Below are 22,029 nucleotides of genomic sequence, written 5' to 3'. Positions count from 1 at the left end.
CCGGCCGGCAGGCTAATCTGCACACCTGTGCGCGAGTTCACCGTGCCGGCCCTGGCAACCGCTCCCCACGTCGGCGGCCTCGCCGACGCCGTCTTCGACAATGCCTCGGAGGACCCCGGGAGAACGCAGCTCGGGCGCAAGGTGGACGGCCAGTGGCGGGACGTGACCGCCGCGGAATTCCGTGACCAGGTGACAGGGCTGGCCAAGGGGCTGCTCACGCAGGGAGTCCGGTTCGGCGACCGGGTCGCCATCATGTCCCGCACCCGGTACGAGTGGACGCTGTTCGACTTCGCCCTGTGGACCATCGGCGCTCAACCGGTCCCGGTCTACCCCAGTTCGTCCGCCGAGCAGGTCCGCTGGATCCTGCACGACACCGAGGCCGTGGCGTGCGTGGTCGAGCACGAGGAGCAGGCGATGACCCTCGGCTCCACGCTCGACGGGCTCCCGGAGCTGACCCGGGTGTGGCAGCTGGACGCGGGCGCGGTCGAGACGCTGACCGCGGACGGCGCCCGTCTCCCTGACACCGTTGTGCACCGTCACCGGCTCGCGGTCACGCCCGGTGCGGTCGCCACGGTCATCTACACCTCCGGCACCACCGGCCGTCCCCGAGGGTGCGTGCTCACCCACTCCAACTTCATGGCCGAGTGCGACAACCTGATCGCGCGCTGGCGCCCGATCTTCGAGCCCGCGGGCGAAGCCCGGCCGTCCACCCTGCTCTTCCTGCCACTCGCGCATGTCTTCGGCCGGATGGTCGAGGTCGCGGCGATCAGGGCCCGGGGATGTCTGGGACACCAGCCCGACATGTCGGCGCAGGCCCTGCTCCCCGACTTGGCCGCCTTCCGCCCGACCTTCGTCCTCGCGGTCCCCTACGTCTTCGAGAAGGTCTTCAACTCCGCGCGGAACAGGGCGGAGGAGGCCGGGCATCTCACCGCCTTCGACAGGGCCGTGGAGGTCGCGGTGCGCTTCGCCGAGGCGCGGGAGCAGCGAGCGTTCGGGACCGGCCCGGGACCGAGCACCTCGCTGCGCATACAGCACCGGTTCTTCGACGCGCTCGTCTACGGCAAGGTCCGCGAGGCGATGGGCGGCAAGGTGCGCAACGCGGTGAGCGGCGGCTCGACCATGGGGCGCCGGCTCGGGCTGTTCTTCGACGGCGCCGGGGTGACGATCTACGAGGGGTACGGGCTGACGGAGTCCACCTCGGCGGCGACCGCCAACCCGCCCGGACGGGTCCGCTTCGGCACCGTGGGCAGGCCGGTGCCCGGTACCACGGTGCGCCTGGGCGACGACGGCGAGATCCTGCTGCGCGGCGGGACGGTCTTCTCCGGTTATCTGAACGATACCGGCGGCACGGCAGAGGCGCTACGGGACGGCTGGCTCTCCACAGGGGACCTGGGCTCCCTGGACGAGGACGGCTACCTCACCATCACCGGCCGCAAGAAGGAGACCATCGTCACCGCCAGCGGCAAGACGCTCTCGCCCGCGCCGCTGGAGGAGCGGGTGCGGGAGCATCCGCTGGTCGAGCACTGCGTCGTCGTCGGGAACGACCGGCCGTACGTGGCCGCCCTGGTCACGCTGGACCTCGAGGCCGTGGCGCACTGGTTGAACCTCCGCGGCAAGCCCCCGCTCGTACTCCAGGACTTGGTGGCGGACCCCGACCTGGAAGCCGAGATCCGCAGGGCGGTGTCGGCCGCCAACACCCAGGTCTCGAAGTCGGAGTCGATCCGGAACTACCGCATACTGGCCACCCCGTTCACCGAGGAGCAGGGCATGCTCACCCCCACGCGCAAGCTCAGACGCCGACGTATCGAAGAGTTCTGTGCCCAGGAGATCGCGGCGTTGTACGCGCGCTGAGGTGCCCGGGCCGCCGGGCGTGCCGACGGGCCCGGCGGGAGGCCCGGCGCGGGGAGAGAGCGGCCGACGCTCCCGGGGCAGCGGGGCAGCGGGGCAGCGCAGCGGGGCAGCAGGGGTACGGGGCCCCGGGCCGGGACCCCGTATGGTCCCGCGCTTCCCCGTACGGTCGGCTCCTCGGCCACCACACGGTGAAGCTCTCCTCGCGGCGCGCATGCGCGTCGGGCGGGGTGCTCGGTCGAGGTGAGCCGAGGTCAGCCGCCCGCCCGTGGACCCGGCTGCCAGGAGACCGGGAGCGAGAGCAGACCGCGGGCCCGGATCGAGGGCCGCCATCGCAGTTCCTCGCGCGGGACGTCGAGGGCGAGGCCGGGAAGGCGGCTCAGCAGAGTCCCGAGCGCGATCTCCGTCTCCATCCGGGCGAGCGGGGCGCCGAGGCAGTAGTGGATGCCGTGCCCCAGCGCGAGGTGCCCGGACTGGCCGCGGTGCAGGTCCAGCCGGTCCGGCTCGGGGAAGTGGCCGGCGTCCCGGTTGGCGGAGGCGATGGCCAGCAGCACGGTCTCTCCCGCCGGGACGGTCACGCCACCGATGACCGTGTCCTCGCGGGGGAAGCGGCGGATCGCCAGCGGCCCCGGGCCGTCGTAGCGGGCGAACTCCTCGACCGCTGACGCGAGTCCGGCCGGGTTCTCGCGCAACTCACGCAGCAGCTCCGGATGGTCCAGCAGGGCGAGCACGGAGTTGCCGATGAGATGGACGGTGTTCTCGTATCCGGCGAAGAGGATGAGGAAGGCCAGAGAGGTGAGTTCGTCCTCGGAGAGCCGGTCGTCGCCGCCGGAGCCCGATCGGGGACCGGTCTCGGACCCGCCACCGTCGTCGTCCCGGACCGCGATGAGATCGGAGAGCAGGTCGTCACCGGGTTCCGCCCGCTTGCTCGCGATCAGCCCGGTGAAGAAGCGGAGCATGTGGCCGATCGCCTCCTTCGCCGCCGCGGGCCGCTCCGGGTCCGGGGTGATCAGGGCGTCGGTCCAGGCGCGGAAGTCGCGCCGGTCCCGCGGCGGGACGCCGAGGAGATCGCAGATCACCGTGATGGGCAGCGGCCCCGCGTACGAGGCGAGCAGATCCGTACGGCCCTCGGGCTCGACGGCGTCGAGTAGTTCGTCGGCGACCCGCTGGACCGGCTCGCGCAGCTTCTCGACGCGGCCGGGGGTGAACGCCTTCACCACCAGACGGCGTACCCGAGTATGGTCCGGCGGGTCCATGTTGAGCAGGTTGGCGTCCAGGGCGGGCGGCAGCGCAAAGCCCCGGTAGTTGCCCGGCAGCGCGTTCCGTTTGTCCAGCGAGAGCCGGGGGTCGGCGAGAGCCCGCCGGACGTCGTCATAGCGCGTCACCAGCCACGCGGGCCGCCCGTCCGGGCCGGTGATCCGGTGGACGGGCCCCGCTTGCCGCAGTGCGGCGTACGCGGCGTACGGGTCGGCGATCAGTGCTGAAGCATCTAAGGGGCCCGGGGAGCCGGACACGACAGTGTTCTGCATGAAACCCGACTCTAGGCCCTGGCCCGGCAACTCCCACCCGGCACACGGCGGTTCCCCAGGACACCGCCGTGGCGTCTCAGTATCCGCGTGGCCGGATCACCTGGCCGGACCCCATGGATGCGGGTGGCCCTCCTCACTCCAGGCACCGGCCGCCGACCGGGACATGGCTCGTACGGGGGACATCCCGGGGTTGTCATCCCGGCACCGCCGCGCTGCCCCGGGATCGGCAGAAGGTCGCAGGGGCGGCGCCGGGACCATCGTCCCCGGCGCCGCCCTTGTCGCAGGCGGCCCGGACCCCCGTGCCGGGCCACCTCGTTCCTGGGCGCCGCTGTCAGCGGCGCCGTGCGGCGCTCCGCTCCCGCAATTCCTCGAGCACCTCGTCCACCAGCGGCAGTCGGTAGACGTCCGCGACCCGCGCCAAGTGCTCGTGCTCCTCGGCCGGTTCGGCGCCGCCCGTCACCACCACGCTGTCGGCTCCGTGCTCCGGCACATGGCCGACGGCCTGGTTCAGCAGGCCGCGGCGGAGCGCGGCGGCTTCCACCACGGCGGCCAGCGTCCGCTCGTCGAGGCCGGCGGCCTGTCCTCTGGCCCGTGCGATGTCGAGGACATCGGCTTCGACATGCCGCCGGATCCCGCGCTGGACGTCCCGGATCTCCGCCATCTGCCGGTTGGCCCGCCACTCCAGCCCGCCCACGGGCCACCGGCGCGACCAGCCGGAGTTCCCCATGGTCACCTCCGGGGCGCCGGAGATGACCGTCTGCCACAGCGGGTGCAGCCGCCGCAGCCTTCGCCAGGCGGACGCGCGGGGGCCGATGGCGGGCAGGGCGAACCCGAGCAGGACCAGGATCGCGGCGACCGAAGCGCTCAGCGGAGCCACGCCGTTGGAGAGCCAGTAGACCTCGTGGCCCGCCCAGGAGAAGGCGAAGCCGACCACCTTGCAGCTGCAGTACAGCAGCCCCAGCCAGCATCCGGCGGCGAGCGTTCTCAGGCCCCGGGCGAGCCAGGAGCCGCCCAGGCGGGAGGCGTAGCGCGGGCACAGGAGCCCGAGCGCGCCGAGACTGGACCCGAAGATGGCCAGATAAAGGATCAGGAAGACCACCACGGGGGTGGAGGCGTACGCGGTGCTGAAGTCGCGGGGGTGCTCCACGGCGTCCGGCCGGCCGACGGCGAAGAAGACGATCGCGACCGTCCAGACCGCCGCCACGGCTGCCACAACGGCGCGGGTCCGTTTCACCGTACGGGCGCGGGCGGCCTCGTCCGTCCCGCTGGTCCAGCGCAGCATCAGCACCAGGCCCCCGACGGCGAACATCACCACGGACGAGTACAGGAAGACCATGGCCAGGTTCGCCACGCCCACCATACGGTCGAACGCGCGGTACACGCTGGGGGCGGAGAGAAGGAACACCACCGGGACACCGGCGGTCATGAGGCAGATCAGGCCCAGGTCGACGTTGCGGAGATCCCGGAGCCAGGCACGGGTCTTGTACGCGACGATCGTGGCCGCGACGGCGCCGAAGCAGAGGTACAGGACGTCAAACACGCGCGTCCTCCCCTTCGTTGCCGCCGGGCTCACGGTCCTTCAGATTCCGTACGTGCCGGAGGGCCGGGCCGAGTGAGGCGGCGAGCTCGGCCGCCTGCCCGCGTACCGGCAGGCCGTGGTCCGCCGACGAGGGCACCACTTGCTCCATCAGCAGGGTGCCCAGGACCTCGGTCTCGCGCTCGGTGAGGTTGTCGTAGCAGTGGTGGCGGGCGAAGTTCATGGTCATCCCCAGCCGGCGCATCGCGGTCATGACGTCGACCGACGGCGTCCACACCTGGAGGGCCTCCGCGGTGACGGCCGGGTCCTGCTCATGGCCGAGGAGGAGATGGCCGATCTCGTGCAGCACGATGTGGACCTGGTGCCACGGGGAGGTCTTGAGCTCGTAGAAGATCCAGAAGCCGTCGTCGGTCGTCGCCGTCATGCCGGAGACCACGCCGTCCAGGCTCATCGGGACGAGATGGATGGGGCTCCCGACGCGGTGGGAGACGACATCGCACAGACCGTGCAGATCGGTCGACGCGGGCAGCCCGAGTTCCTTGATGAGCTGCTTGCACCGTCGGCGCATTCCTCCCAGTCGTCCGCGCATGTCTGCACCGTCCTCGTCGCCGGTCCGTCGCCATGAATAGAAGAGCGGGTCGCTCTCACCGCTCGCCACGGGGAGCCTCACCACCCGGGTCGGGCGGGTCGGCCGGGAGGTTCATCTGCTGCCGGAACTGGGAGATGATCGCGGTGAGACTGTCCTGGACCTCGGGCGGGAGGCCCACGGACCGCAGGGCGATGGCACGCACCCGCTGGTCGCGCATGGCGACCAGGAACTGGACCTCCTCCTCCACCCGCTCGGCCTGGGACGCCGACAGGTCTCCCATCAGATAGCCGACGGGTACGGCGAAGAACTTGGCCAGGGCGCGCAGGACATCGGGGCTGGGGTTGGCCCGCTTGGCGTTGCGCAGCATCGACAGATACTGCTCGGTGAGGCTGACCCCGCCGTACGCGTCGGTCCCGCGGCTGATCTCGTCGGCCACGTACGCGTTGGTGTACGGGGCGCCCGGCGGGTGCATATGGGCGAACAGGTAGTTGAGCCGCTCGGCGAGTGCGCTGCCCGCAGCCTTCGGCGAATTGCCGTCCCCGACTGCCATCTGCACCGTCCTTGAACCAGCAAGTATCCGGTCCCTCACGGCCAGTTAAGGTGAGTGGACCCGCGCCGTGCATCCTGCCACGGGGCAACGGCTCGCACCAGCCCGCCCGAATGGTGGTCAGACGGCCGACTTAACCGCCAGTTGGGCGGTGCCCCAGCGGCCCGCATGCCCGTTCCCCCCACCCCCGGGGCCGGTTGCACGCCGCTGCCTGCGGGCGCTCAGAGCACCTTCCGGCGCACCAGCGCGCCCAGCACCAGCGCACCCGGAAGCAGCGGCAGCCACACCGTGATGAGCCGGAAGGCCAGCACCGCGGCGGCGGCAGCGGCGGCCGGGACCCCGGCGGCGACCAGTGCCACGGCCAGGGCGGCATCGACCGATCCGATGCCGCCCGGTGCCGGGATCGCCGCGGCCAGGATGCTGGCCGCGAGATAGGCGACCGCCAGGTGCATCACCGGAACGCGGACGTGCAGCGAGAGGCCGACCGCCACCAGCCCGGCGGCCTGGAGCGCGGGGAAGGCCAGCGATCCGCCCCACAGGGCGAGCACCCGGGCGGGTCTGGCGTGCACCGAGCGCGCCTCGCTGAGTGCGGTGTTCAGGAACGTGCGTACGGCCCTGCGCCACGGCCGTACGAGGCCGAGCGCGAGCAGGACGGCGCAGAGGAGCCCGCCGGCCGTCAGTATCAGCGTGTCCGCGCCCGCCCCGGGCAGCAGATGGCCGATCCGCAGCGCGTGCGGAAAGACGGCGAGCAGCACCAGCAGCAGGGCGACGCGCGCCACCGCCTCCGCCAGCAGGTAGAGCGCGAGCGCGGCGGAGGAGCGCGCCAGTGGCAGCCCGCAGACCGCCATGAAGCGCAGATTGACCGCCCCCGCACCGAGGCCGGACGGCAGCAGGTGATTGGCCGAGGAGGCAGCGAACTGGGTGGCCAGCAGCCGGGCGGCGGGCAGCCGGTCGACGACCGCGCCCTGCCGGGTGAAGGCTGCCGCCACCCACGCCAGAACGGTGGCCGCCCCGGCCGCCACCAGCCACCCGGGCTCGGCGGTCAGCAGCCTGCCGGAACCCTCGGCGACAACCCGCCAGTGCCCCGTAGCCCAGACGGCCACCGCCGCGACGGGGACGAGACACGCGATCTCGCGCAGCGGAAGCCGCCGCCACCGGGAAGCCGTGTCTGTCCCCATGGGCGTACACGCTCTCCGCGCCCGGCGAACGCGGGGCGACCTGCGGTCGGCCTGAACAGGACACCGAGGTGAACCGCCCGCACTCGAGTCGCGCCTGGCCCCGGTAAGACGCCCCGACCAAGATCTTCAATGATCTTCTAGCGTTGCGCTCATGGACAAGGCGCAGCAGTTCGAAGAGCACCGGCCCCGGCTGTTCTCGTTGGCGTACCGGATGCTCGGGTCGGCGGCGGAGGCGGAGGATGCCGTGCAGGATGCGTACCTGCGGTGGCATGGAGCCGAGCCCGGGCAGGTCACTGCACCGGGGCCGTGGCTGCCGGAGCCGGTGCGGACCGATGGCGGGGCACTGGGGCCGATGGAGATGGTGGAGCAGCGAGAGGCGGTGTCGCTGGCGGTGCTGGTGTTGATGGAGCGTCTGACGCCGCCGGAGCGCGCGGCGGTGGTGCTGCGTGACGCGTTCGGCTACAGCCATCGGGACATCGCGGGCGTGATCGATTGCTCGGAGGCGAACGCGCGTCAGCTGTACCGCAGGGCGAAGCAGCATGTGACGGACGGCCGGCGGAAGTTCGTGTCGTCCCCGGAGTCGAGCAGCGGGTTGCTGGCCCGGTTTCTGGATGCGGCGGCGCAGGGGGTGATGGAGCAGTTGGAGGCGCTGCTTGCCGACGACGTGGTTGCGTGGTCGGACGGTGGCGGCAAGGTCGGTGCGGCGCGGCGGCCGGTGGTGGGCCGGGAGAGGGTGGCTCGGTACCTGGCAGGCCTGTTCACCCGCTGGGCGAGTGGGGTGCGGACAGAGATCGTCGAGGCGAACGGCAGTGCGGTGGCGCTTGGCTGGGAGGACGGCGAGCTGACCTCGTTGGGTGCGCTGGAGGTCGGCGAGGCGGGGATCATCGGGATCCGGATCGTCGTGAACCCCGACAAACTGGCCTTTCTGGCCGGTCAGTTGCGGGAGCCGTCACAGAACACGTGAGTCGTCGGTTCTTCATGAGTGACAGCAACACGAGAAGGGCTGGCTGATGAAGAACGACGGGATCATGGTGACCGGTGCGACGGGCGTACTCGGCCGCGAGGTGCTGGAGCGGGCGCGCCGCACCGGGTTGCCGGTGCGGGCGCTCACCCGCAGGGCCGTGCGGCCAGGCGATGCGGGGGTGACCTGGTTCACCGGTGACCTGGCGAGCGGCGCGGGTCTGGACGAGGCGTTCGCCGGGGTCCGTACGATCATTCACTGTGCGACCGACATCCGGCATTTCAAGAACGACATCCCGGCCTTCCACCACCTGCTGGAGGCCGCGGAGCGAGCCGGGATCGAGCACGTCGTCAACATCTCCATCGTCGGCATCGACCGGATCCCCTACCCCTACTACCGGATCAAGCTGGAAGGGGAGCGGCTGTTGGCGGCTTCGGGAATCGGCTGGACCAATCTACGCGCCACTCAGTTCCCCGAGCTGCTGGACAGGGCCTTTACCGTCTTGTCCAAGCTGCCCGTGGTCATCGTGCCGGCCCGCACGGTCTGCCAGCCGGTTGACCCGGGTGAAGTCGCGGACCGGCTCGTCGAGTCGGCGCTGGACGGACCGGCCGGCCAGGTGCCGGACCTGGCCGGGCCAACGGTGTACACGGCAGACCGGCTGGCCGGGAGCTGGCTGCGGGCGGCGGGCAAGCGCCGCCTCGTCCTGCCGGTGTTCATCCCGGGGAAGGTCGGCGCGGGCTCTCGTTCCGGGGCTCTGACCGCGCCCGACCGCGCGGTGGGCCGGCGGACCTGGGAGGAATACCTGGCCGAGAAGGTCGCCCGCTGACGCCGACGCGAACATGGCGCGGCGCCGGGGGTTGAGGCCACAGCAACCAACCCGGCACATCCGCCTGCCGTCCCGTGGCCCGGGCGGCAACCAGAGACCAGGAGGGGCGGCGCTTCAGGACAACCCGGACTTCCTCGCCATGGCCACCAGGTCCGGCCGGCTCCTCTGGTGCAGCACGAACAGGACCCGGAGAACCTCGCGGCTCATGGGATGCACTTCCGCCATCTGCGGGGCAACGGAGAAGGCTGCCTTCAGTGCTTCCTCGGCCCCCTGGAGGTCCTTGGTCGCCAGTCGGGCTCGGGCGGCGTCGATGTACAGCCGACCCACCCTGTTCGGCTTCAAGCCTGTCGGAGGTGCGGTGATCAGGGGTCCGGCCATCTCCGACGCCTTGTCCGGCTGTCCCAGCTCGACGTGGGCAGCCAGCTCATACAGAGCCGTGTTCCCGCCGCCGAACGTCAGGTTGTGCCGGACGACGTCATCGGGGAGGTCTCTGGCCAGTTCCCGAGCCTTGCTCAGATGGTCTTCAGTGGCGCGCTTGTCCTTGTGCCGGGAGGCCAGGACGACCCCTCGGAGGTGGAGAGATCCGAGAGGGATGATCCTGTTGGGCCCACTCCCGCGTCCCGCCGCCTCGAACTTGGAGATGGCCCGCTCGACTATGGCCAGCCCGTCCTCATACATGCCCGCGCTCTGGTACGTGCCGGCCTCGTTCCAGGCTGTCGCAGCCTCGGCCTCGGGATTCCAGGTCTGCTGGGCGGCCCAGCTCTGTCGAGACACGATCATATCGGCGAGGTCGGGCTGGCCCAGACGGTGGGCGACGGCGTAGGCGCACCCGTACACGTCGGCCACCTGCCCCCATGCCGTGGCGTCACCTCCGGCGGTCAGGGCGGTTGCTGTGGTCTGCCCCAGGAGCTTCGGGAGCATTCGCAGTAGTTCGAGATACCGGGCCTCGGCCCGGAGCTCAGCCGCCCTGCCGAGGGCTGCTGACAGGACATCACGAGTGGGCATGTCCTCCTTGGGGAGCGTGTGTCGCCGGACTGCGCTGCGGAGGTCGTTGAGCAAGTCGGCCTGTTCTGATGGGCCGAGGAAAGGTTGGCCGTAGATCCTGGCCGTGGGGACGTGAAGCGCTTTGGCGATGTCCGCGACGACGGGTGGTGTGGCCGGTCTGAGCCCCACCTCGATCTTGCTCAGGTAGGACAGTGAGATTCCTGCATCCCGAGCGAGCCTGGCCTGGCCTACGCCTCGCGCCTTGCGTAGCACAGCGATGTTCTCACCTGCGGCGGGCGTGCTCTCCATGGCACCAACTCTTCCATGTCAGGGTCTCGCTCTCGTCAACTGAAGCTTGGCCGGAAGCAGTTGTGCAAGCTTTGTGTTAACCGATCTTGATCCTCCGCAGTTGACTGATTACAGACAGCAGCCGACGAGGGAGGGCCCGTGAAGCGCGAGAAGGCGGACGGCGCGGACAAGTCCATCAGTCAGGGCCGCGAAGCGGCAGTCAAGTTGAACAGTGCTCTCCGAAGCGCGGGCTTCACTCTCCCCACCGTCCAGGGCACCTACCCCGTGATGGGAAGGTCCATGGTGGATCTCGGCAGCGCCTCAGCTGATCTGATCACTCGCTTGGCCGAGTGGATCGAGGAGAGGGCGTGACTGCGGCGTGGGACCAGTCGCGAGCGGAGCCCCCCTGGTGGCCAGATGATCCTTGAAGGCAAGGGGCTGTGGTTCATGGCCGAGCCACGCCTCGTGTACCGCCCACTGTCCAACTGAACTCCCGTCTCGGCGAGATGACTCCATCTCCGGTGCCCCGCCTGGATGGAGCCTCGCCGGGACGGGTGCAAGTCCCCGTTCCGGCCGTCCCCCACTGATGAGGACAGGTCGGGCGGTCGGGACGGGTGCGCATGGCAAGAACAGTACGAAGGAAACCCATCAGCGCCGAGAGAAGGAGTCCATCATGTCGAAGCATGGCGAAGCGTCCGGATCCGATAGCGGCGGGAGCCAGCAGGATGACAGCAACTCCGGCAACAAGCACGGTGGAGGCGGCTCCGATGAGGGCGGCAACACCAACGACGGCCAGGGTCCGGCGGACGGGAAGTAAGTGACTGCTCAGGAGGTGACGGAGGCCAGCCCCGACCGGCTGGCCTCCGGGCTCATGGAATCGGGAGCGCTGACATGCGACTGGCTGTCGGCGTTCAAGGCCGTGCCGCGAGACCGGTTCGTCCCAGACGTGATCTGGCCGGGTCGGGCGGGGATGAATCGGCAGGACGACCGCGTGGTCCGATCGGAGTCCCCCGAACTGTGGTGGAAAGCCGTCTACACGGACGCGCCCATCACTACCCAGTGGGACGACGGGGCCTACACCGGACCGGGTAAGGGGAAGACCCCGTCCTCCTCGAACTCCATGCCAACCATGGTCTTCTCCATGCTCAACGCACTGAGTGTGGAGGAAGGCAACCATGTGCTGGAGATCGGCACGGGCACGGGCTGGAATGCCGCCCTGTTGGCTCATCGGGTCGGGGATGACAACGTCGTAACGGTTGAGGTGGACGAGGCCACGGCCACGGAGGCGAAGGGGCATCTCTTCGCCGCCGGTTACACACCTCTGGTCGTCGTCGGCGACGGCACACAGGGATACGGCAAGAGCTCCCCGTACGACCGGATCATTGCGACCTGCTCTGTCGGGCACATCCCGTCCCAGTGGGTGGGGCAGGCCAAACCGGGCTCCATCATTGTCGCGCCGTGGGGTCCGACGTATGGCGGAGAAGCGATCGCCCGGCTCATGGTCGACGACGACGGATACGCCTCGGGTTCGTTCGTAGGCTCCTCGGCATTCATGCGCCTGCGAGAGCAGCGCAAGAGCCTGCCGACCACGCGCCGGTACCTCGGCGGCAAGGAGTGGCCGGCGGGTGGAGTGGCATCCACGACGACGCTCTCGCCCGACGACGTGGGCGACTGGATCCACATGTTCGCCATTGGCGTGCAGGTGCCCGGTCTCTTCTGTCGGGTCGAGCCAGGTGGGGAGGGGGCGTACCGGCTGTGGCTGTTCGATACGGACGTGACGAGCTGGGCCACGGCTGACTACGAGAAGGGCGGAGCGGAGTACCCGGTCGCGCAGTCCGGCCCTCGGAGGCTGTGGGACGAGTTGGAGGCTGCCTGGCGGTGGTGGTACCAGCAAGGTCAGCCCGGCTTCGAGCGCTTCGGCCTCACGGTGGACAACCGGGGCCACTGGGTCTGGCTGGACAGCCCCGACCATCCCGTACCAACTACCAGGAGGTGTGACGGCACCTGAAACCCCATGCAGCCCCCCGTCCGAAGACGGGGGGCTCATCGCCATGGTGCAGGCGTGACCGCCAGAGTGGCGACACACGAGGTGTCCTCACGGTGACGCGAGCGGCTGTCGGCTCGGACGACGCGGCAGCTCAGGTCTGTACCGGATCGTCGGCAGCCGTGCGGCCATGCGGGTACAGCTGGAGCACCTGTTGGAGCTGGCAGCACGGCCGCGCGCCGATGTCCAGGTCTTGCCGTACGACCGTGTGGAACCTGCCGCGCTGGGTGGTTCGCTGACGCTGCTCACCCTTCCTGGCGGACAAATGGCTTATAGCGAGGGCATCCGCTCGGGCAGACTGATCGAAGAACCGGACGATGAATGTCATCAGGTACGCGGCCGTCTACGACCGCCTGCAAGCCAACGCACTCTCACCGGACGCAACGGCAAAGTTGATCCGAGAGGTACTGGATGACCGCTACCCATGCGCGCCACACGACCTGATCTGAACAACGCCCAGTGGCGCAAGAGCAGCTACAGCAGCGCGTCCAGCGACAATTGCGTCGAGGTTGCGGACGGTTACGGGGCTGTCATGCCCGTCCGTGACTCGAAGGACCCCGAGGGTCCGGCGCTGGTCTTCCCTGCTGACGCCTGGTCCGCCTTCGTCTCGGCTGTGAAGGCCGGAGACTTCCCGACCTGAGCCGGCTGAGCCGGATCGTTGACAGAGCAGAGCCAGGAGCCCCACTCTCGCCGACGAGGGTGGGGTTCTCTCGCGGCTCACCGGCCTTCCGCGGGGCTACCTCCCACCGTCGGCGGCAGCTCCGCCGACCGACGGCGGCTCGTCGCCGGGGGCCGTCCCCCAGGAGGACGGTGACGTGCCGAGCTCGTGGGTGAGTGTGCCGCCGTGCGCGATGCCGTCCCAGTCGAGCCATGTCCGGTGCACATCCCGGCCGTTCAGCGACACGCTCCGGACGTACCGCCTGCTGTCACCGGCCCCCGGCGCCGTGATCCTCAGGGTGCCGCCCTGCCGCTTGCCGTACGAACCGATCCGGACGGTCGCCGACGCGAACTGCGGGCTGGACAGTGCCAGGAAGTTCGCACCGCTCATCGTCGGATAGAGGCCGAGCGAGGAGAAGACGTACCACGCCGACATGGTGCCCAGGTCGTCGTTGCCGGTCATCCCGTCCGGGCCGTTGGTGAACAGGGTCATCGCCGCCCGCACCACGGTCGCGGTCTTCGCCGGTGCGCCCGCCCACAGATACATGTACGGCGCGTGCAGATCCGGTTCGTTGTTCGGGTTGTACGTGGGCTTGCCCATGCCGAACGGCGCGCTCGCACCGGGGAAGGTGTTGCCGAAGTTCTGGGTGCCGACGAACGGATTCACCAGCTCGGCGGGCTCGGCCGGAGCGGAGGCGGCCGGTAGCAGCACCGGTACACCACTGCACAGCAGCACCGCGGTCAGCAGGCTCGCCCCCGCTGTGCGTGCACGCATCCTTCCGACCGGCAGCCGCATGAGATACGTACCCTCCACTGACAACGTTGTCTCGCTGGGTCGCGAAACCGTGTCATGGGCCCATTGACGTGTCAATGGGCCCGGCAGCACGGGCTTGTGGAGCTGTCGGACCGCTCAGCGCTTGTTCCGCTGGCTCTCGGCGATCCTCCGTACGGCGCGGTCGGCCCCGGCCCGGCGCTGGACCAGGGCGGCCAGGCTCGGGAAGAGCCCGCCCACGGCGCTGCCCAGGCGCAACTCCAGCGGTGCGACGTTCACTTCGGCCCGGTCGCGCTCGATCGCGCCGATCACCGCGGCCACCACCTGGCCGGGGGAGACCGTACGGGCTCCCCCGGGCGTAGCGGCGCCGGTGTCGGCGAACATCCCGGCGTCGCGGACGAATCCGGGCTGCACCACCGAGACGCCGACTCCGGTGCCGTGGAGGTCCTGGCGGAGCCCCAGGGCGAACCCGCGCAGGCCGAACTTCGTCGCGTTGTAGACGGAGGTGCCCGCTGAGGCGGTCCGGCCCGACAGCGAGCCGATCAGCGCGAGATGGCCGCGGCCCGCTGTCACCATCCGCGGCGCCAGCAGCCGTGACAGCATGACGGGCGCGCGGAAGTTGACCTCGAGGGCGCGGTCGAGCTGAGCGGTGGTGTAGTCGAGGACTTCACCGCTGGAGGGGAGCGCGGCGTTGGCGATCAGGATGTCGGTCTCGCCGGCCTCTTCGGCCAGCCGCTCGACATCGGCCCGGTCGGCCAGGTCGGCGACGATCGCCCGGGCGCCCAGGCTCGTCGCCAAGGGCTCTATCGCCTCCGCGCGCCTCCCGGTGACCAGCAGAGTGGCGCCCCTGGCCGTGAGTTGGCGGGCGAGGGTCTGCCCTATGCCCCCGGTCGCTCCGGTGAGCAGGACGGTCGAGCCGGCGATGCGCATGCGTGTCCACCTGTCGTCGAAGGTCGAAGTCGTTCGTTCGAACGAACATTAGCGAACGTGTGGTCGGAGCGGTGCGAGCCCGGTGAGAACAGCCCGGCCGCAGTGGAAGAATGCACGGCATGTCCAGACCGGCCGACACCCGAGACCGCATCATCCGCGCCGTACTGCGGATCATCGGTGAGCACGGCGTCGCCGGCGTGACCAACCGTCGTATCGCCAAGGAAGCGGGCGTCTCGCTCGGCTCGGTCACCTACCACTTCGCGACACAGCACGACCTGTTGAGGGAGAGCCTGCGGTCCTTCGTCGCCGAGGAGACACGGCGGTTCACCGAACTCGCCGCCCAGTACCGGGCGGACGACGTGGGTCTGGCGGAAGCCGGCGTCCTGGTCGGCCAGGTGGCGGCGCGGACCAGCTTCGACAGCGAGCACATCGCCTCGTTCGAGCTGTACATCCAGGCAGGCCGCGACCCGCAGCTGCGCGCCGCCGCCGACGAGTGCTTCGCGGCCTACGACCGGCTCGCCGCCTCGATCCTCAGCGCCCTGGGCGTACCCGACGCGGAGCGGGCCGCGAGCGCGGCCGTCGCGCTCGTCACCGGAATCCAGCTGCGCCGGCTGGCCACCGGCTCCGCCGCCGACGATCTCGTTGACGCGCTGCTCATGCTCGTGGGCGGACCGCAGCGCCCCGAGTGACCACCGCGGGGCGGCACCGGACGCGCGGGCGTGCTCACCGCGATCCCGGTCCGCACAGCACGCCCACCCCGGTGATCCGGCCCGCCGCGAGGTCGGCCAGCGCCCGGTCGGCGCGGTCCAGCGGATAGCGGGTCAACTCCACCCGGGGCCGTACCCGCGCCGCTTCGGCGAGAAGGGCCCGCCCGTCCTCCCGGGTGTTCGCCGTGACGCTGCGCAGCGTGCGCTCCTGGAACAGGTGCCGCTCGTAGACGAGGGCGGGCACAGCGGTCAGATGGACCCCGGCGACCGCGAGCGTCCCGCCCCGGTCCAGCGCCTCCATCGCCACCGGTACGAGGTCGCCGACCGGTGCGAACAGGATCGCGGCGTCCAGCGGTTCCGGAGGGGCGCCCGCTCCGGCGGTTGCCGCCCCCAGCTCCAGCGCCAGCCGCTGCGCCTCCGGTGACCGGGTGACGACATGCACCGCGGCGCCCCGGGCCAGGGCGAGCTGGGCGGTCAGATGAGCGGAGGCGCCGAAACCGTAGATGCCGAGCCGGCCCTCGGGTGGCAGGTCGGCGCGGAGCAGCGCCCGGTAGCCGATGATTCCCGCGCACAGCAGCGGCGCGGTCTCCTCGTCGGTCCAGCCCTCCGGCAGCCGGTAGACGTACCGGGCATCGACGACGGTGTACTCGGCGTAACCGCCGTCGATGTCCCAGCCGGTGTAGCGGGACCGCGGGCAGAGGTTCTCGCGTCCGGTACGGCAGAAGCGGCAGTGACCGCACGTGTCGGCCAGCCAGGCGGCGCCTACGCGCTCGCCGAGGAGCGCGTCGTCGACACCCGGCCCCGCGGCGACGACGTGTCCCACCACCTGGTGTCCCGGGGTGCAGTTCGCCCGGTGGGGAGGCAGATCGCCCTCCGCCAGATGCAGATCGGTCCGGCACACGCCGCAGGCCAGTACCTTCAGCAGCAACTCGTGCCGCCCGGGCGCCGGGATCGGTCGTTCCACCAGCCGCAACGGGCCCGAGCCGATCGGGCCCGGCCGCTCGACCACCCAGGAGGCCTGCGCCGACTCGAGTGGGTCCATCCCGGTCCCCTCAGTGGATCGCCCGGTCCAGGATCTCGTCAGCGGGGAACGCGGCGGCGTGTTCGGCGGGGCGTGAGAGGTACAGCTCGGAGTGGTAGAAGCCGTCGGTCTCCTTGCCTTCCGGTGACCGGTCGGTGGCGAGGACCGCCTCGATCGCGTTCTGCTGCTCGCGCGCATCGCTGAAACGCCGCTGCAGGAAGGTGCGCGACGTCGCCCGCTGTGTCACCAGTCCGTGGCGGGCCAGGGTGTCGGCGAGGGACCCGTAGTCGACCGTCCGGAGGACGAAGGCGGCCACCCACACCGGTCCCTCGATGTGCGAGAGGAGCTTGTCGAAGGTTTGGCTGGTGACGTAGCCGACGCCGCCCGTCACCGTGATCAGCTCGACCGGTCCCAGCGCGCGCACCAGCGCGGGGCTGGGGTCCGTGAGCTCCAGGTCCTCGCCGAAGCCCTCGTCCAGCAGGCCGACGGCGCGCGCGTACGCCACCGCGTTGCGCGCTGCGTCGAGACCGGTCATGTGGGCGGCGCCGGGCAGGCGGTTCCGGGCGTAGAAGGCCCGGTCGCGCTCGATCAGCTCATCCCTGCTGAGCGCGGCTGCTCGGGGGTCGGTGTAGCGGTGGTAGAGGTCGTCCAGGGTCACATCGTGGTTCAGCAGCGCGGCGTTGATGCCGTAGGAACAGCACACATCCAGCACGCGGACCTGCTGGTCCCGCCCCGTCACCGCTCCGAGAGCGGGCAGCAGGCGCTGGAAGATGCGCTGGGCATGGTGCGGAATCTGGTATTCCAGCGGCCGCAGCCCGCGGAAGTAGTCACGGGGGTCGGGTTGGTCGTAGATGTCGTCGAACGAGGTCTTGCCCTGATAGAGGGGAGACGGCCGAGACGGCCCCGGCCGCTGGTGGGAGTGGCCCTGCTGCGCCTTGTCCTGGATGCCGGTCATCGCAGTCCTCGCTGTCACTCGTGGATCGTGGTCCCCGGCTACCCCTATGGTCGCAGGGACCCCCCGGGAACGGCGCGTCGAGCGAACCGGCCCCCCGGCCATCCGGTGTATTTCCCCTGGAGCCGGTCCGGCGGAATCCCGGTATCCACGGGGGAAGCGGGCCCGGCAGCAGGCCGAAGCCGCATGGCCGAATCGATCCGGGTACGGCTTAATCCATCCGGATATGTTCGAATATGTACGGATGCGGCCAGGTGCGGGGCCTACCGCGGGTCTGCGGCTCAGAAACCGCAGGTCAGGACGTTGGCACCGAGAACGCCGCGAATCCGGGGCGGACCCGCTGGTGCTTGCCCTCGCAACGATCAGTCGGACGCGCCTGCCGCCCGCCCGCCCGCTGGGCGCGGGGCCCGGCACCAGTGGGTGCGCGTCGGCACCCGGGCGGCCCCGGGCGCAGGTCCTCAGGCGGCCGAACACCATCTGTCCGGCGAATGCAACGATGGGCCCCGTCACCAACACCCCCCGGGCCGTACGCGGGGCGGCGGGGCGGGGTGAGGCGGGAGGAGCAGGAGGCGCGGGAGGAGCGGGAGAAGGAGCCATGGGGTCTGCGAACAGCGAGGGTTCCCGCAGGCACGCCAGGGATGCCGGCCATGTGCTGATCCTCGGCGGCACCGCACAGGCCCGCCGGCTCGCCGCCCAACTGGCAGCCGAACAGCCCTCCCTGCGCGTCACCAGCTCGCTGGCCGGCCGGGTGGCCGAGCCCCGGCTGCCTGTCGGTGAGGTACGGACCGGCGGCTTCGGCGGAGTCGACGGCCTGGCGGCGTGGCTGTGCGAGCACGCGGTCGACGCGGTGGTCGACGCCACCCACCCCTTCGCCGAGGTCATCAGCCACAACGCGGCCCGGGCAGCCGCCCGTACGGGAGTTCCGCTGCTCGCGCTGCGCAGGCCCGGCTGGACGGCCGGTCCGGGTGAGCGCCGCCACCCGGTCTCCTCGCTCGCGGAGGCCGCCGCCCTCCTGCCCGGCCTCGGCGGGCCCGGCGGACGGATCTTCCTCACCACCGGCCGTCAGGGCCTGGCCGCCTTCGCGGCCCTGGACGACCTGTGGTTCCTCGTACGGGCGGTGGAGCCGCCCGAGCCGCCGCTGCCCCGGAACGCCCGCGTCCTTCTGGACCGGGGCCCGTACTCCGTCGAGGGCGAGAGAGAGCTGCTGCGGAGCCATCGCATCGATGTCCTGGTCACCAAGGACAGCGGCGGCCGGGCCACGGCGGCGAAGCTGGAGGCTGCCACGGAACTCGGGCTCCCGGTGGTGGTGGTCCGGCGGCCCCCGTTGCCCGAAGGGGTGCGTTCCGTACCGGACGTGGCGGGCGCGGCCGACTGGCTCACCCGCCTGCCCCGCCCTCCGGTGCGACCTGCTCCGGACCCTGCGCCGGGACCCGGCGCAGCAGATACGTGTCCATGATCCAGCCCTTGCGCGTCCGAGCCTCCGCCCGCACGGTCTCGATGCGGTCCGCGACCTCCGACAGCCTGCCGGAGATGAGGATCTCGTCGGGCGTCCCCACGTACGCGCCCCAGTAGATGTGCAGATCCTCGTCCCGGAACCGGCTGAAGGTCCGGTGCGCGTCGAGCATGACGACCACGTCGTCCACGCCGGAAGGGAAGCCCTCCGACAGCCGCCGGCCGGTGGTGATCTGCACCGGTCTGCCCACCTGGTTGAGCCCCGTCCGGTGCCCGGCCACCAGCGCCGAGACGCTGCTGATGCCCGGGACGACCTCATGGACGAAGGACACCTCTCCGCGGTCGAGGATGTCCTCCAGGATCCCGAGGGTGCTGTCGTACAGGGCGGGATCGCCCCAGACCAGGAAAGCGCCGCACTCGCCGTCCGCCAACTCCTCGCGGATGAGCCGCTCGCAGATGTCGGCCCGGCGGCGGCGCCAGTCGTCGACGGCGGGGGAGTACCCGGAGGACGGGGCCGTACGGTCCCGGTCCGGGTCCTGTGCCTGCACCACCCGGTACGGCCGCTGTCCGGCGTGCTGTTGAAGGATGTCGTGGCGCAGCCGGACCAGATCCGACTTCGCCTCACCCTTGTCCAGAACGAAGAACACGTCGGCCGAGTTGATCGCCTTGACGGCCTGCAGGGTCAGATGGTCGGGGTCGCCCGCTCCGATACCGATGACGAGGATCTTTCTCACGGTGCCGAGTCTGCCGTACGGGGGCGCTGTGATCGAACGAGGTCAAGGTCACAGCTGAGCGGACTGCTGCTCAGGGGGCCACCTCGCCTAATCTTCCCCCCATGACGGTCCTGCCCGACGACGGGTTCTCCCTGGCCGCCGAGTTCCCGGATGCGACCCGCGAACAGTGGCAGCTCCTTGTAGAAGGCGTGCTGCGCAAGTCGGGTAAGACCGACATCTCGGGCACGGCGGCCGAGAACGCGCTCAGCACCGAACTCCAGGACGGGCTCGCCACCCGCCCGCTGTACACGGCCGAGGACGGTGCCGAGGACCCCGGGTACCCGGGCTTCCCGCCGTTCCTCCGGGGCGGCAGGCCCGAGGGCACCGCCGTATCCGGCTGGGATGTGCGCCAGCGCCACACCCACCCCGACCCGAAGCGGTCGAACGAAGCTCTGCTCGCCGACCTGGAGAACGGCGTCACCTCCGTCTGGCTCGCGGTCGGCGAGGCCGGGCTGCCGGTCACCGGCCTGCCGCAGGCTCTCGACGGCGTCTACCTGGACCTCGCTCCGGTCGCCCTGGAGCCCGGCGCCGAATTCGCGGCAGCGGCACGCGAGTTGTTCCGGCTCTACGAAGAGCGCGCGGTGCCCGAGGAGGCAGCGCTCGGCCGGCTCGGTGCCGACCCGCTCGGGCTGGTGGCCCGTACCAGCCAGGACGCGGACCTCGCACGGCAGTTGACGGAGGCCGCCGAACTCGCCGCGCTCTGCGACCGGCGTTACCCCGGCGTGCGGGCGCTCGCGGTCGACGCCCTGCCGTACCACGAGGCCGGTGCCTCGGCCGCCGAAGAACTGGCCCTCTCCCTCGCCACCGGTGTGGCCTACCTCCGCGAACTGACGGAGGCCGGACTGCCGGTCGGCGCGGCCTGCGCCCAGCTGGAGTTCCGCTTCGCCTCGACGGCCGACCAGTTCCTGACCATCGCCAAGCTGCGCGCGGCGCGGCGGCTCTGGGCGCGGGTCGCCGCGGTGTCCGGGGCGGCCCCGGCCGCGGCGGCGCAGCTCCAGCACGCGGTGACGTCCCCGGTGATGATGACCTCGCGCGACCCGTGGGTGAACATGCTCCGTACGACGGTGGCGTGTCTGGGCGCCGGGGTCGGGGGAGCCGACGCCGTGACCGTGCTGCCGTTCGACAGCGAACTGGGTCTGCCGGACGCCTTCGCACGCCGGATCGCCCGCAACACCTCCTCCATCCTGCTGGAGGAATCCCACCTGGCACAGGTCATCGACCCGGCGGGCGGCTCCTGGTACGTGGAGCGGCTCACCGACGAACTCGCCCACGCCGCCTGGACCTGGTTCCAGGAGATCGAACGGGCCGGCGGACAGGCAGCGGCCCTGCGCGCCGGACTCGTCGCGGAGCGGCTGTCGGACACCTGGGAGCGCCGCGCCGCGGATCTGGCCCACCGACGTGAACCGGTCACCGGCGTCAGCGAGTTCCCGAACCTGGCGGAGACGCCCGTGGAGCGGGAACCGGCCCCGGCGCGGCCGTCCGGTGGCCTGCCGCGGGTCCGCCGCGACGAGGCCTTCGAGGCGCTGCGGGCCCGCTCGGACGCGCATCTGGCCGCGACGGGTGCCCGACCGCGGGTGTTCCTGGCGGCCCTGGGCTCCGCGGCGGCGCACACCGCCCGACTGACATTCGCCGCCAACCTCTTCCAGGCGGGCGGTGTCGAACCGGTCCACGACCCGGTGTCCGTGGACGCCGAGTCGGCGGCGGAAGCCTTCGCCCGAAGCGGCGCCGGGGCGGCCTGTCTCTGCTCGAGCGACACCGTGTACGCGGAGCAGGCCGAGGGAGTGGCCGCCGCCCTCAAGGCGGCGGGCGCCCGCCCGGTGTTCCTCGCGGGACGGCCGGGCGAGCAGCGGGACGCGTATCAACGGGCGGGAGTCGACGCGTTCGCCGTCGCGGGCGGCGACGCGGTCGCCGTCCTCTCCTCCGTACTGGACGAGCTGGGAGTGGCGTGATGCAGGACAGAGTTACGGGAAAGCAGGGGCAGGTCCCGGACTTCTCCGGCATCGACCTGGAACCGGCCGAGTCCGAGACCGCAGGCGCGGGCGTCACCGGCGAACAGTGGCGGGCCGCGCTGAAGGAGAGCACCGGCAAGGCCGACGACAACCTGGTGTGGGAGACCCCGGAGGGCATCGGCGTCAAGCCGCTCTACACCTCCGAGGACCTGTCGGGGCTGGACTTCCTGTCCACCTACCCCGGCGTCGCGCCGTATCTGCGCGGCCCGTACCCCACCATGTACGTCAACCAGCCCTGGACGATCCGCCAGTACGCGGGCTTCTCCACGGCCGAGGAGTCCAACGCCTTCTACCGGCGCAACCTCGCGGCGGGCCAGAAGGGTCTGTCCGTCGCCTTCGACCTGCCGACCCACCGCGGGTACGACCGCGACCACCCGCGCGTGACCGGCGACGTCGGCTTGGCGGGCGTGGCCATCGACTCCATC

Annotated in this window: 23 protein-coding genes; 12 read left to right on the top strand and 11 right to left on the bottom strand. The window is 71.0% G+C overall.

Annotation, left to right across the window (positions count from 1 at the left end):
- Positions 1–27: 27 nt before the first annotated feature.
- A complete protein-coding gene (locus ABZW18_RS19420; protein ID WP_356188905.1) occupies positions 28–1,851 on the top strand; it encodes a long-chain fatty acid--CoA ligase in 1,824 nt (607 codons plus the stop codon).
- A gap of 251 nt (positions 1,852–2,102) precedes the next feature.
- On the opposite strand, the gene ABZW18_RS19415 is transcribed toward ABZW18_RS19420, so the two are convergent.
- The 5 genes from ABZW18_RS19415 to ABZW18_RS19395 all read right to left on the bottom strand — a co-directional run bounded on the left by ABZW18_RS19415 (position 2,103) and on the right by ABZW18_RS19395 (position 7,228).
- On the bottom strand, positions 2,103–3,377 hold the full coding sequence (locus tag ABZW18_RS19415) for a cytochrome P450 (RefSeq protein ID WP_356188903.1): 1,275 nt from the start codon (positions 3,375–3,377) through the stop codon (positions 2,103–2,105).
- Positions 3,378–3,708: 331 nt separating this feature from the next.
- A complete protein-coding gene (locus ABZW18_RS19410) occupies positions 3,709–4,917 on the bottom strand; it encodes an MAB_1171c family putative transporter (protein ID WP_356188901.1) in 1,209 nt (402 codons plus the stop codon).
- On the bottom strand, positions 4,910–5,503 hold the full coding sequence (locus ABZW18_RS19405; RefSeq protein ID WP_356188899.1) for a hypothetical protein: 594 nt from the start codon (positions 5,501–5,503) through the stop codon (positions 4,910–4,912). The genes ABZW18_RS19410 and ABZW18_RS19405 overlap by 8 nt, the downstream gene beginning before the upstream one ends.
- Before the next feature lie 55 nt (positions 5,504–5,558).
- Positions 5,559–6,053 carry a helix-turn-helix transcriptional regulator gene (locus ABZW18_RS19400; RefSeq protein WP_356188897.1) on the bottom strand — a complete coding sequence of 165 codons (495 nt, stop codon included), beginning with the start codon at positions 6,051–6,053 and terminating at the stop codon, positions 5,559–5,561.
- A 218-nt stretch (positions 6,054–6,271) separates the two neighbouring features.
- Entirely contained in the window at positions 6,272–7,228 is a 957-nt protein-coding gene (locus ABZW18_RS19395) for a lysylphosphatidylglycerol synthase domain-containing protein (RefSeq protein WP_356188895.1), read from the bottom strand.
- A gap of 151 nt (positions 7,229–7,379) precedes the next feature.
- On the opposite strand from ABZW18_RS19395, the gene ABZW18_RS19390 reads away from it, so the two are divergent.
- Together ABZW18_RS19390 and ABZW18_RS19385 are read left to right on the top strand one after the other, a co-directional pair.
- Entirely contained in the window at positions 7,380–8,192 is an 813-nt protein-coding gene (locus ABZW18_RS19390; protein ID WP_356188893.1) for a sigma factor-like helix-turn-helix DNA-binding protein, read from the top strand.
- 46 nt (positions 8,193–8,238) lie between these two features.
- The gene (locus tag ABZW18_RS19385; RefSeq protein ID WP_356188891.1) at positions 8,239–9,015 is read left to right on the top strand and encodes an NAD(P)H-binding protein; all 777 of its coding nucleotides are present in this window, start codon (positions 8,239–8,241) and stop codon (positions 9,013–9,015) included.
- A 114-nt stretch (positions 9,016–9,129) separates the two neighbouring features.
- Here ABZW18_RS19385 and ABZW18_RS19380 read toward each other — a convergent pair whose 3' ends face one another.
- The gene (locus ABZW18_RS19380) at positions 9,130–10,308 is read right to left on the bottom strand and encodes a helix-turn-helix transcriptional regulator (RefSeq protein WP_356188889.1); all 1,179 of its coding nucleotides are present in this window, start codon (positions 10,306–10,308) and stop codon (positions 9,130–9,132) included.
- 138 nt (positions 10,309–10,446) lie between these two features.
- Here ABZW18_RS19380 and ABZW18_RS19375 point away from each other — a divergent pair, with 138 nt between their 5' ends.
- The 5 genes from ABZW18_RS19375 to ABZW18_RS19355 all read left to right on the top strand — a co-directional run bounded on the left by ABZW18_RS19375 (position 10,447) and on the right by ABZW18_RS19355 (position 12,971).
- Positions 10,447–10,659, top strand: a complete 213-nt coding sequence (locus ABZW18_RS19375; protein ID WP_356188887.1) for a hypothetical protein — start codon at positions 10,447–10,449, stop codon at positions 10,657–10,659.
- A 301-nt stretch (positions 10,660–10,960) separates the two neighbouring features.
- Positions 10,961–11,104 (top strand): hypothetical protein, encoded by a 144-nt coding sequence (locus ABZW18_RS19370; RefSeq protein WP_356188885.1) that lies wholly within the window; start codon positions 10,961–10,963, stop codon positions 11,102–11,104.
- Positions 11,105–12,295: a methyltransferase domain-containing protein gene (locus ABZW18_RS19365; protein ID WP_356188884.1), complete on the top strand. Its 1,191-nt coding sequence runs from the start codon at positions 11,105–11,107 to the stop codon at positions 12,293–12,295.
- A gap of 136 nt (positions 12,296–12,431) precedes the next feature.
- Positions 12,432–12,746: a Scr1 family TA system antitoxin-like transcriptional regulator gene (locus tag ABZW18_RS19360; RefSeq protein WP_356188977.1), complete on the top strand. Its 315-nt coding sequence runs from the start codon at positions 12,432–12,434 to the stop codon at positions 12,744–12,746.
- Positions 12,747–12,755: 9 nt separating this feature from the next.
- Positions 12,756–12,971, top strand: a complete 216-nt coding sequence (locus ABZW18_RS19355) for a DUF397 domain-containing protein (RefSeq protein ID WP_356188883.1) — start codon at positions 12,756–12,758, stop codon at positions 12,969–12,971.
- 96 nt (positions 12,972–13,067) lie between these two features.
- Here the strand turns inward: ABZW18_RS19355 and ABZW18_RS19350 are convergent, their stop codons facing one another.
- Both ABZW18_RS19350 and ABZW18_RS19345 read right to left on the bottom strand, forming a co-directional pair.
- Positions 13,068–13,763, bottom strand: coding sequence for a glycoside hydrolase domain-containing protein (locus tag ABZW18_RS19350; protein WP_356188881.1), 696 nt, complete (start codon positions 13,761–13,763; stop codon positions 13,068–13,070).
- Positions 13,764–13,898: 135 nt separating this feature from the next.
- Positions 13,899–14,690: an SDR family NAD(P)-dependent oxidoreductase gene (locus ABZW18_RS19345; protein ID WP_356188879.1), complete on the bottom strand. Its 792-nt coding sequence runs from the start codon at positions 14,688–14,690 to the stop codon at positions 13,899–13,901.
- Between the two features lie 119 nt (positions 14,691–14,809).
- Between ABZW18_RS19345 and ABZW18_RS19340 the strand changes: the two genes are divergently transcribed.
- Complete coding sequence (locus ABZW18_RS19340; protein WP_356188877.1) at positions 14,810–15,379, top strand: TetR family transcriptional regulator; 570 nt, start codon at positions 14,810–14,812, stop codon at positions 15,377–15,379.
- A 34-nt stretch (positions 15,380–15,413) separates the two neighbouring features.
- Here the strand turns inward: ABZW18_RS19340 and ABZW18_RS19335 are convergent, their stop codons facing one another.
- Complete coding sequence (locus ABZW18_RS19335; RefSeq protein ID WP_356188875.1) at positions 15,414–16,439, bottom strand: zinc-dependent alcohol dehydrogenase family protein; 1,026 nt, start codon at positions 16,437–16,439, stop codon at positions 15,414–15,416.
- Positions 16,440–16,449: 10 nt separating this feature from the next.
- Positions 16,450–17,391 carry a hypothetical protein gene (locus ABZW18_RS19330; protein ID WP_356188873.1) on the bottom strand — a complete coding sequence of 314 codons (942 nt, stop codon included), beginning with the start codon at positions 17,389–17,391 and terminating at the stop codon, positions 16,450–16,452.
- A gap of 574 nt (positions 17,392–17,965) precedes the next feature.
- Here ABZW18_RS19330 and ABZW18_RS19325 point away from each other — a divergent pair.
- A complete protein-coding gene (locus tag ABZW18_RS19325; protein ID WP_356188871.1) occupies positions 17,966–18,826 on the top strand; it encodes a cobalt-precorrin-6A reductase in 861 nt (286 codons plus the stop codon).
- Here ABZW18_RS19325 and cobF read toward each other — a convergent pair.
- Positions 18,747–19,556 (bottom strand): precorrin-6A synthase (deacetylating), encoded by an 810-nt coding sequence (gene cobF / locus ABZW18_RS19320; RefSeq protein WP_356188869.1) that lies wholly within the window; start codon positions 19,554–19,556, stop codon positions 18,747–18,749. The genes ABZW18_RS19325 and cobF overlap by 80 nt on opposite strands.
- Positions 19,557–19,657: 101 nt before the next feature.
- Between cobF and ABZW18_RS19315 the strand changes: the two genes are divergently transcribed.
- Positions 19,658–21,544 carry a methylmalonyl-CoA mutase family protein gene (locus ABZW18_RS19315; RefSeq protein WP_356188867.1) on the top strand — a complete coding sequence of 629 codons (1,887 nt, stop codon included), beginning with the start codon at positions 19,658–19,660 and terminating at the stop codon, positions 21,542–21,544.
- Positions 21,544–22,029, top strand: a 486-nt coding sequence (locus ABZW18_RS19310; protein ID WP_356188865.1) for a methylmalonyl-CoA mutase family protein, incomplete at its 3' end; no start/stop codon positions are given. The genes ABZW18_RS19315 and ABZW18_RS19310, both read left to right, overlap by 1 nt.

Source organism: Streptomyces sp. NPDC004647 (genome assembly GCF_040609575.1).
Taxonomy (GTDB): domain Bacteria; phylum Actinomycetota; class Actinomycetes; order Streptomycetales; family Streptomycetaceae; genus Streptomyces.
The sequence above is the reverse complement of the archived record's forward strand: the minus strand, read 5'-3'. Positions and strand labels throughout refer to the sequence as shown.

Bases quoted from the DNA above. Each gene is read 5' to 3' on its own strand.
- ABZW18_RS19335 (WP_356188875.1), bottom strand. From the start codon at position 16,439: ATGGACCCACTCGAGTCGGCGCAGGCCTCCTGGGTGGTCGAGCGGCCG.
- ABZW18_RS19385 (WP_356188891.1), top strand. From the start codon at position 8,239: ATGAAGAACGACGGGATCATGGTGACCGGTGCGACGGGCGTACTCGGC.
- ABZW18_RS19405 (WP_356188899.1), bottom strand. From the start codon at position 5,503: ATGCGCGGACGACTGGGAGGAATGCGCCGACGGTGCAAGCAGCTCATC.
- ABZW18_RS19345 (WP_356188879.1), bottom strand. From the start codon at position 14,690: ATGCGCATCGCCGGCTCGACCGTCCTGCTCACCGGAGCGACCGGGGGC.
- ABZW18_RS19315 (WP_356188867.1), top strand. From the start codon at position 19,658: ATGACGGTCCTGCCCGACGACGGGTTCTCCCTGGCCGCCGAGTTCCCG.
- ABZW18_RS19325 (WP_356188871.1), top strand. From the start codon at position 17,966: ATGGGGTCTGCGAACAGCGAGGGTTCCCGCAGGCACGCCAGGGATGCC.
- ABZW18_RS19340 (WP_356188877.1), top strand. From the start codon at position 14,810: ATGTCCAGACCGGCCGACACCCGAGACCGCATCATCCGCGCCGTACTG.
- ABZW18_RS19395 (WP_356188895.1), bottom strand. From the start codon at position 7,228: ATGGGGACAGACACGGCTTCCCGGTGGCGGCGGCTTCCGCTGCGCGAG.
- ABZW18_RS19400 (WP_356188897.1), bottom strand. From the start codon at position 6,053: ATGGCAGTCGGGGACGGCAATTCGCCGAAGGCTGCGGGCAGCGCACTC.
- ABZW18_RS19355 (WP_356188883.1), top strand. From the start codon at position 12,756: ATGCGCGCCACACGACCTGATCTGAACAACGCCCAGTGGCGCAAGAGC.
- ABZW18_RS19390 (WP_356188893.1), top strand. From the start codon at position 7,380: ATGGACAAGGCGCAGCAGTTCGAAGAGCACCGGCCCCGGCTGTTCTCG.
- ABZW18_RS19380 (WP_356188889.1), bottom strand. From the start codon at position 10,308: ATGGAGAGCACGCCCGCCGCAGGTGAGAACATCGCTGTGCTACGCAAG.
- ABZW18_RS19415 (WP_356188903.1), bottom strand. From the start codon at position 3,377: ATGCAGAACACTGTCGTGTCCGGCTCCCCGGGCCCCTTAGATGCTTCA.
- ABZW18_RS19350 (WP_356188881.1), bottom strand. From the start codon at position 13,763: ATGCGTGCACGCACAGCGGGGGCGAGCCTGCTGACCGCGGTGCTGCTG.
- ABZW18_RS19370 (WP_356188885.1), top strand. From the start codon at position 10,961: ATGTCGAAGCATGGCGAAGCGTCCGGATCCGATAGCGGCGGGAGCCAG.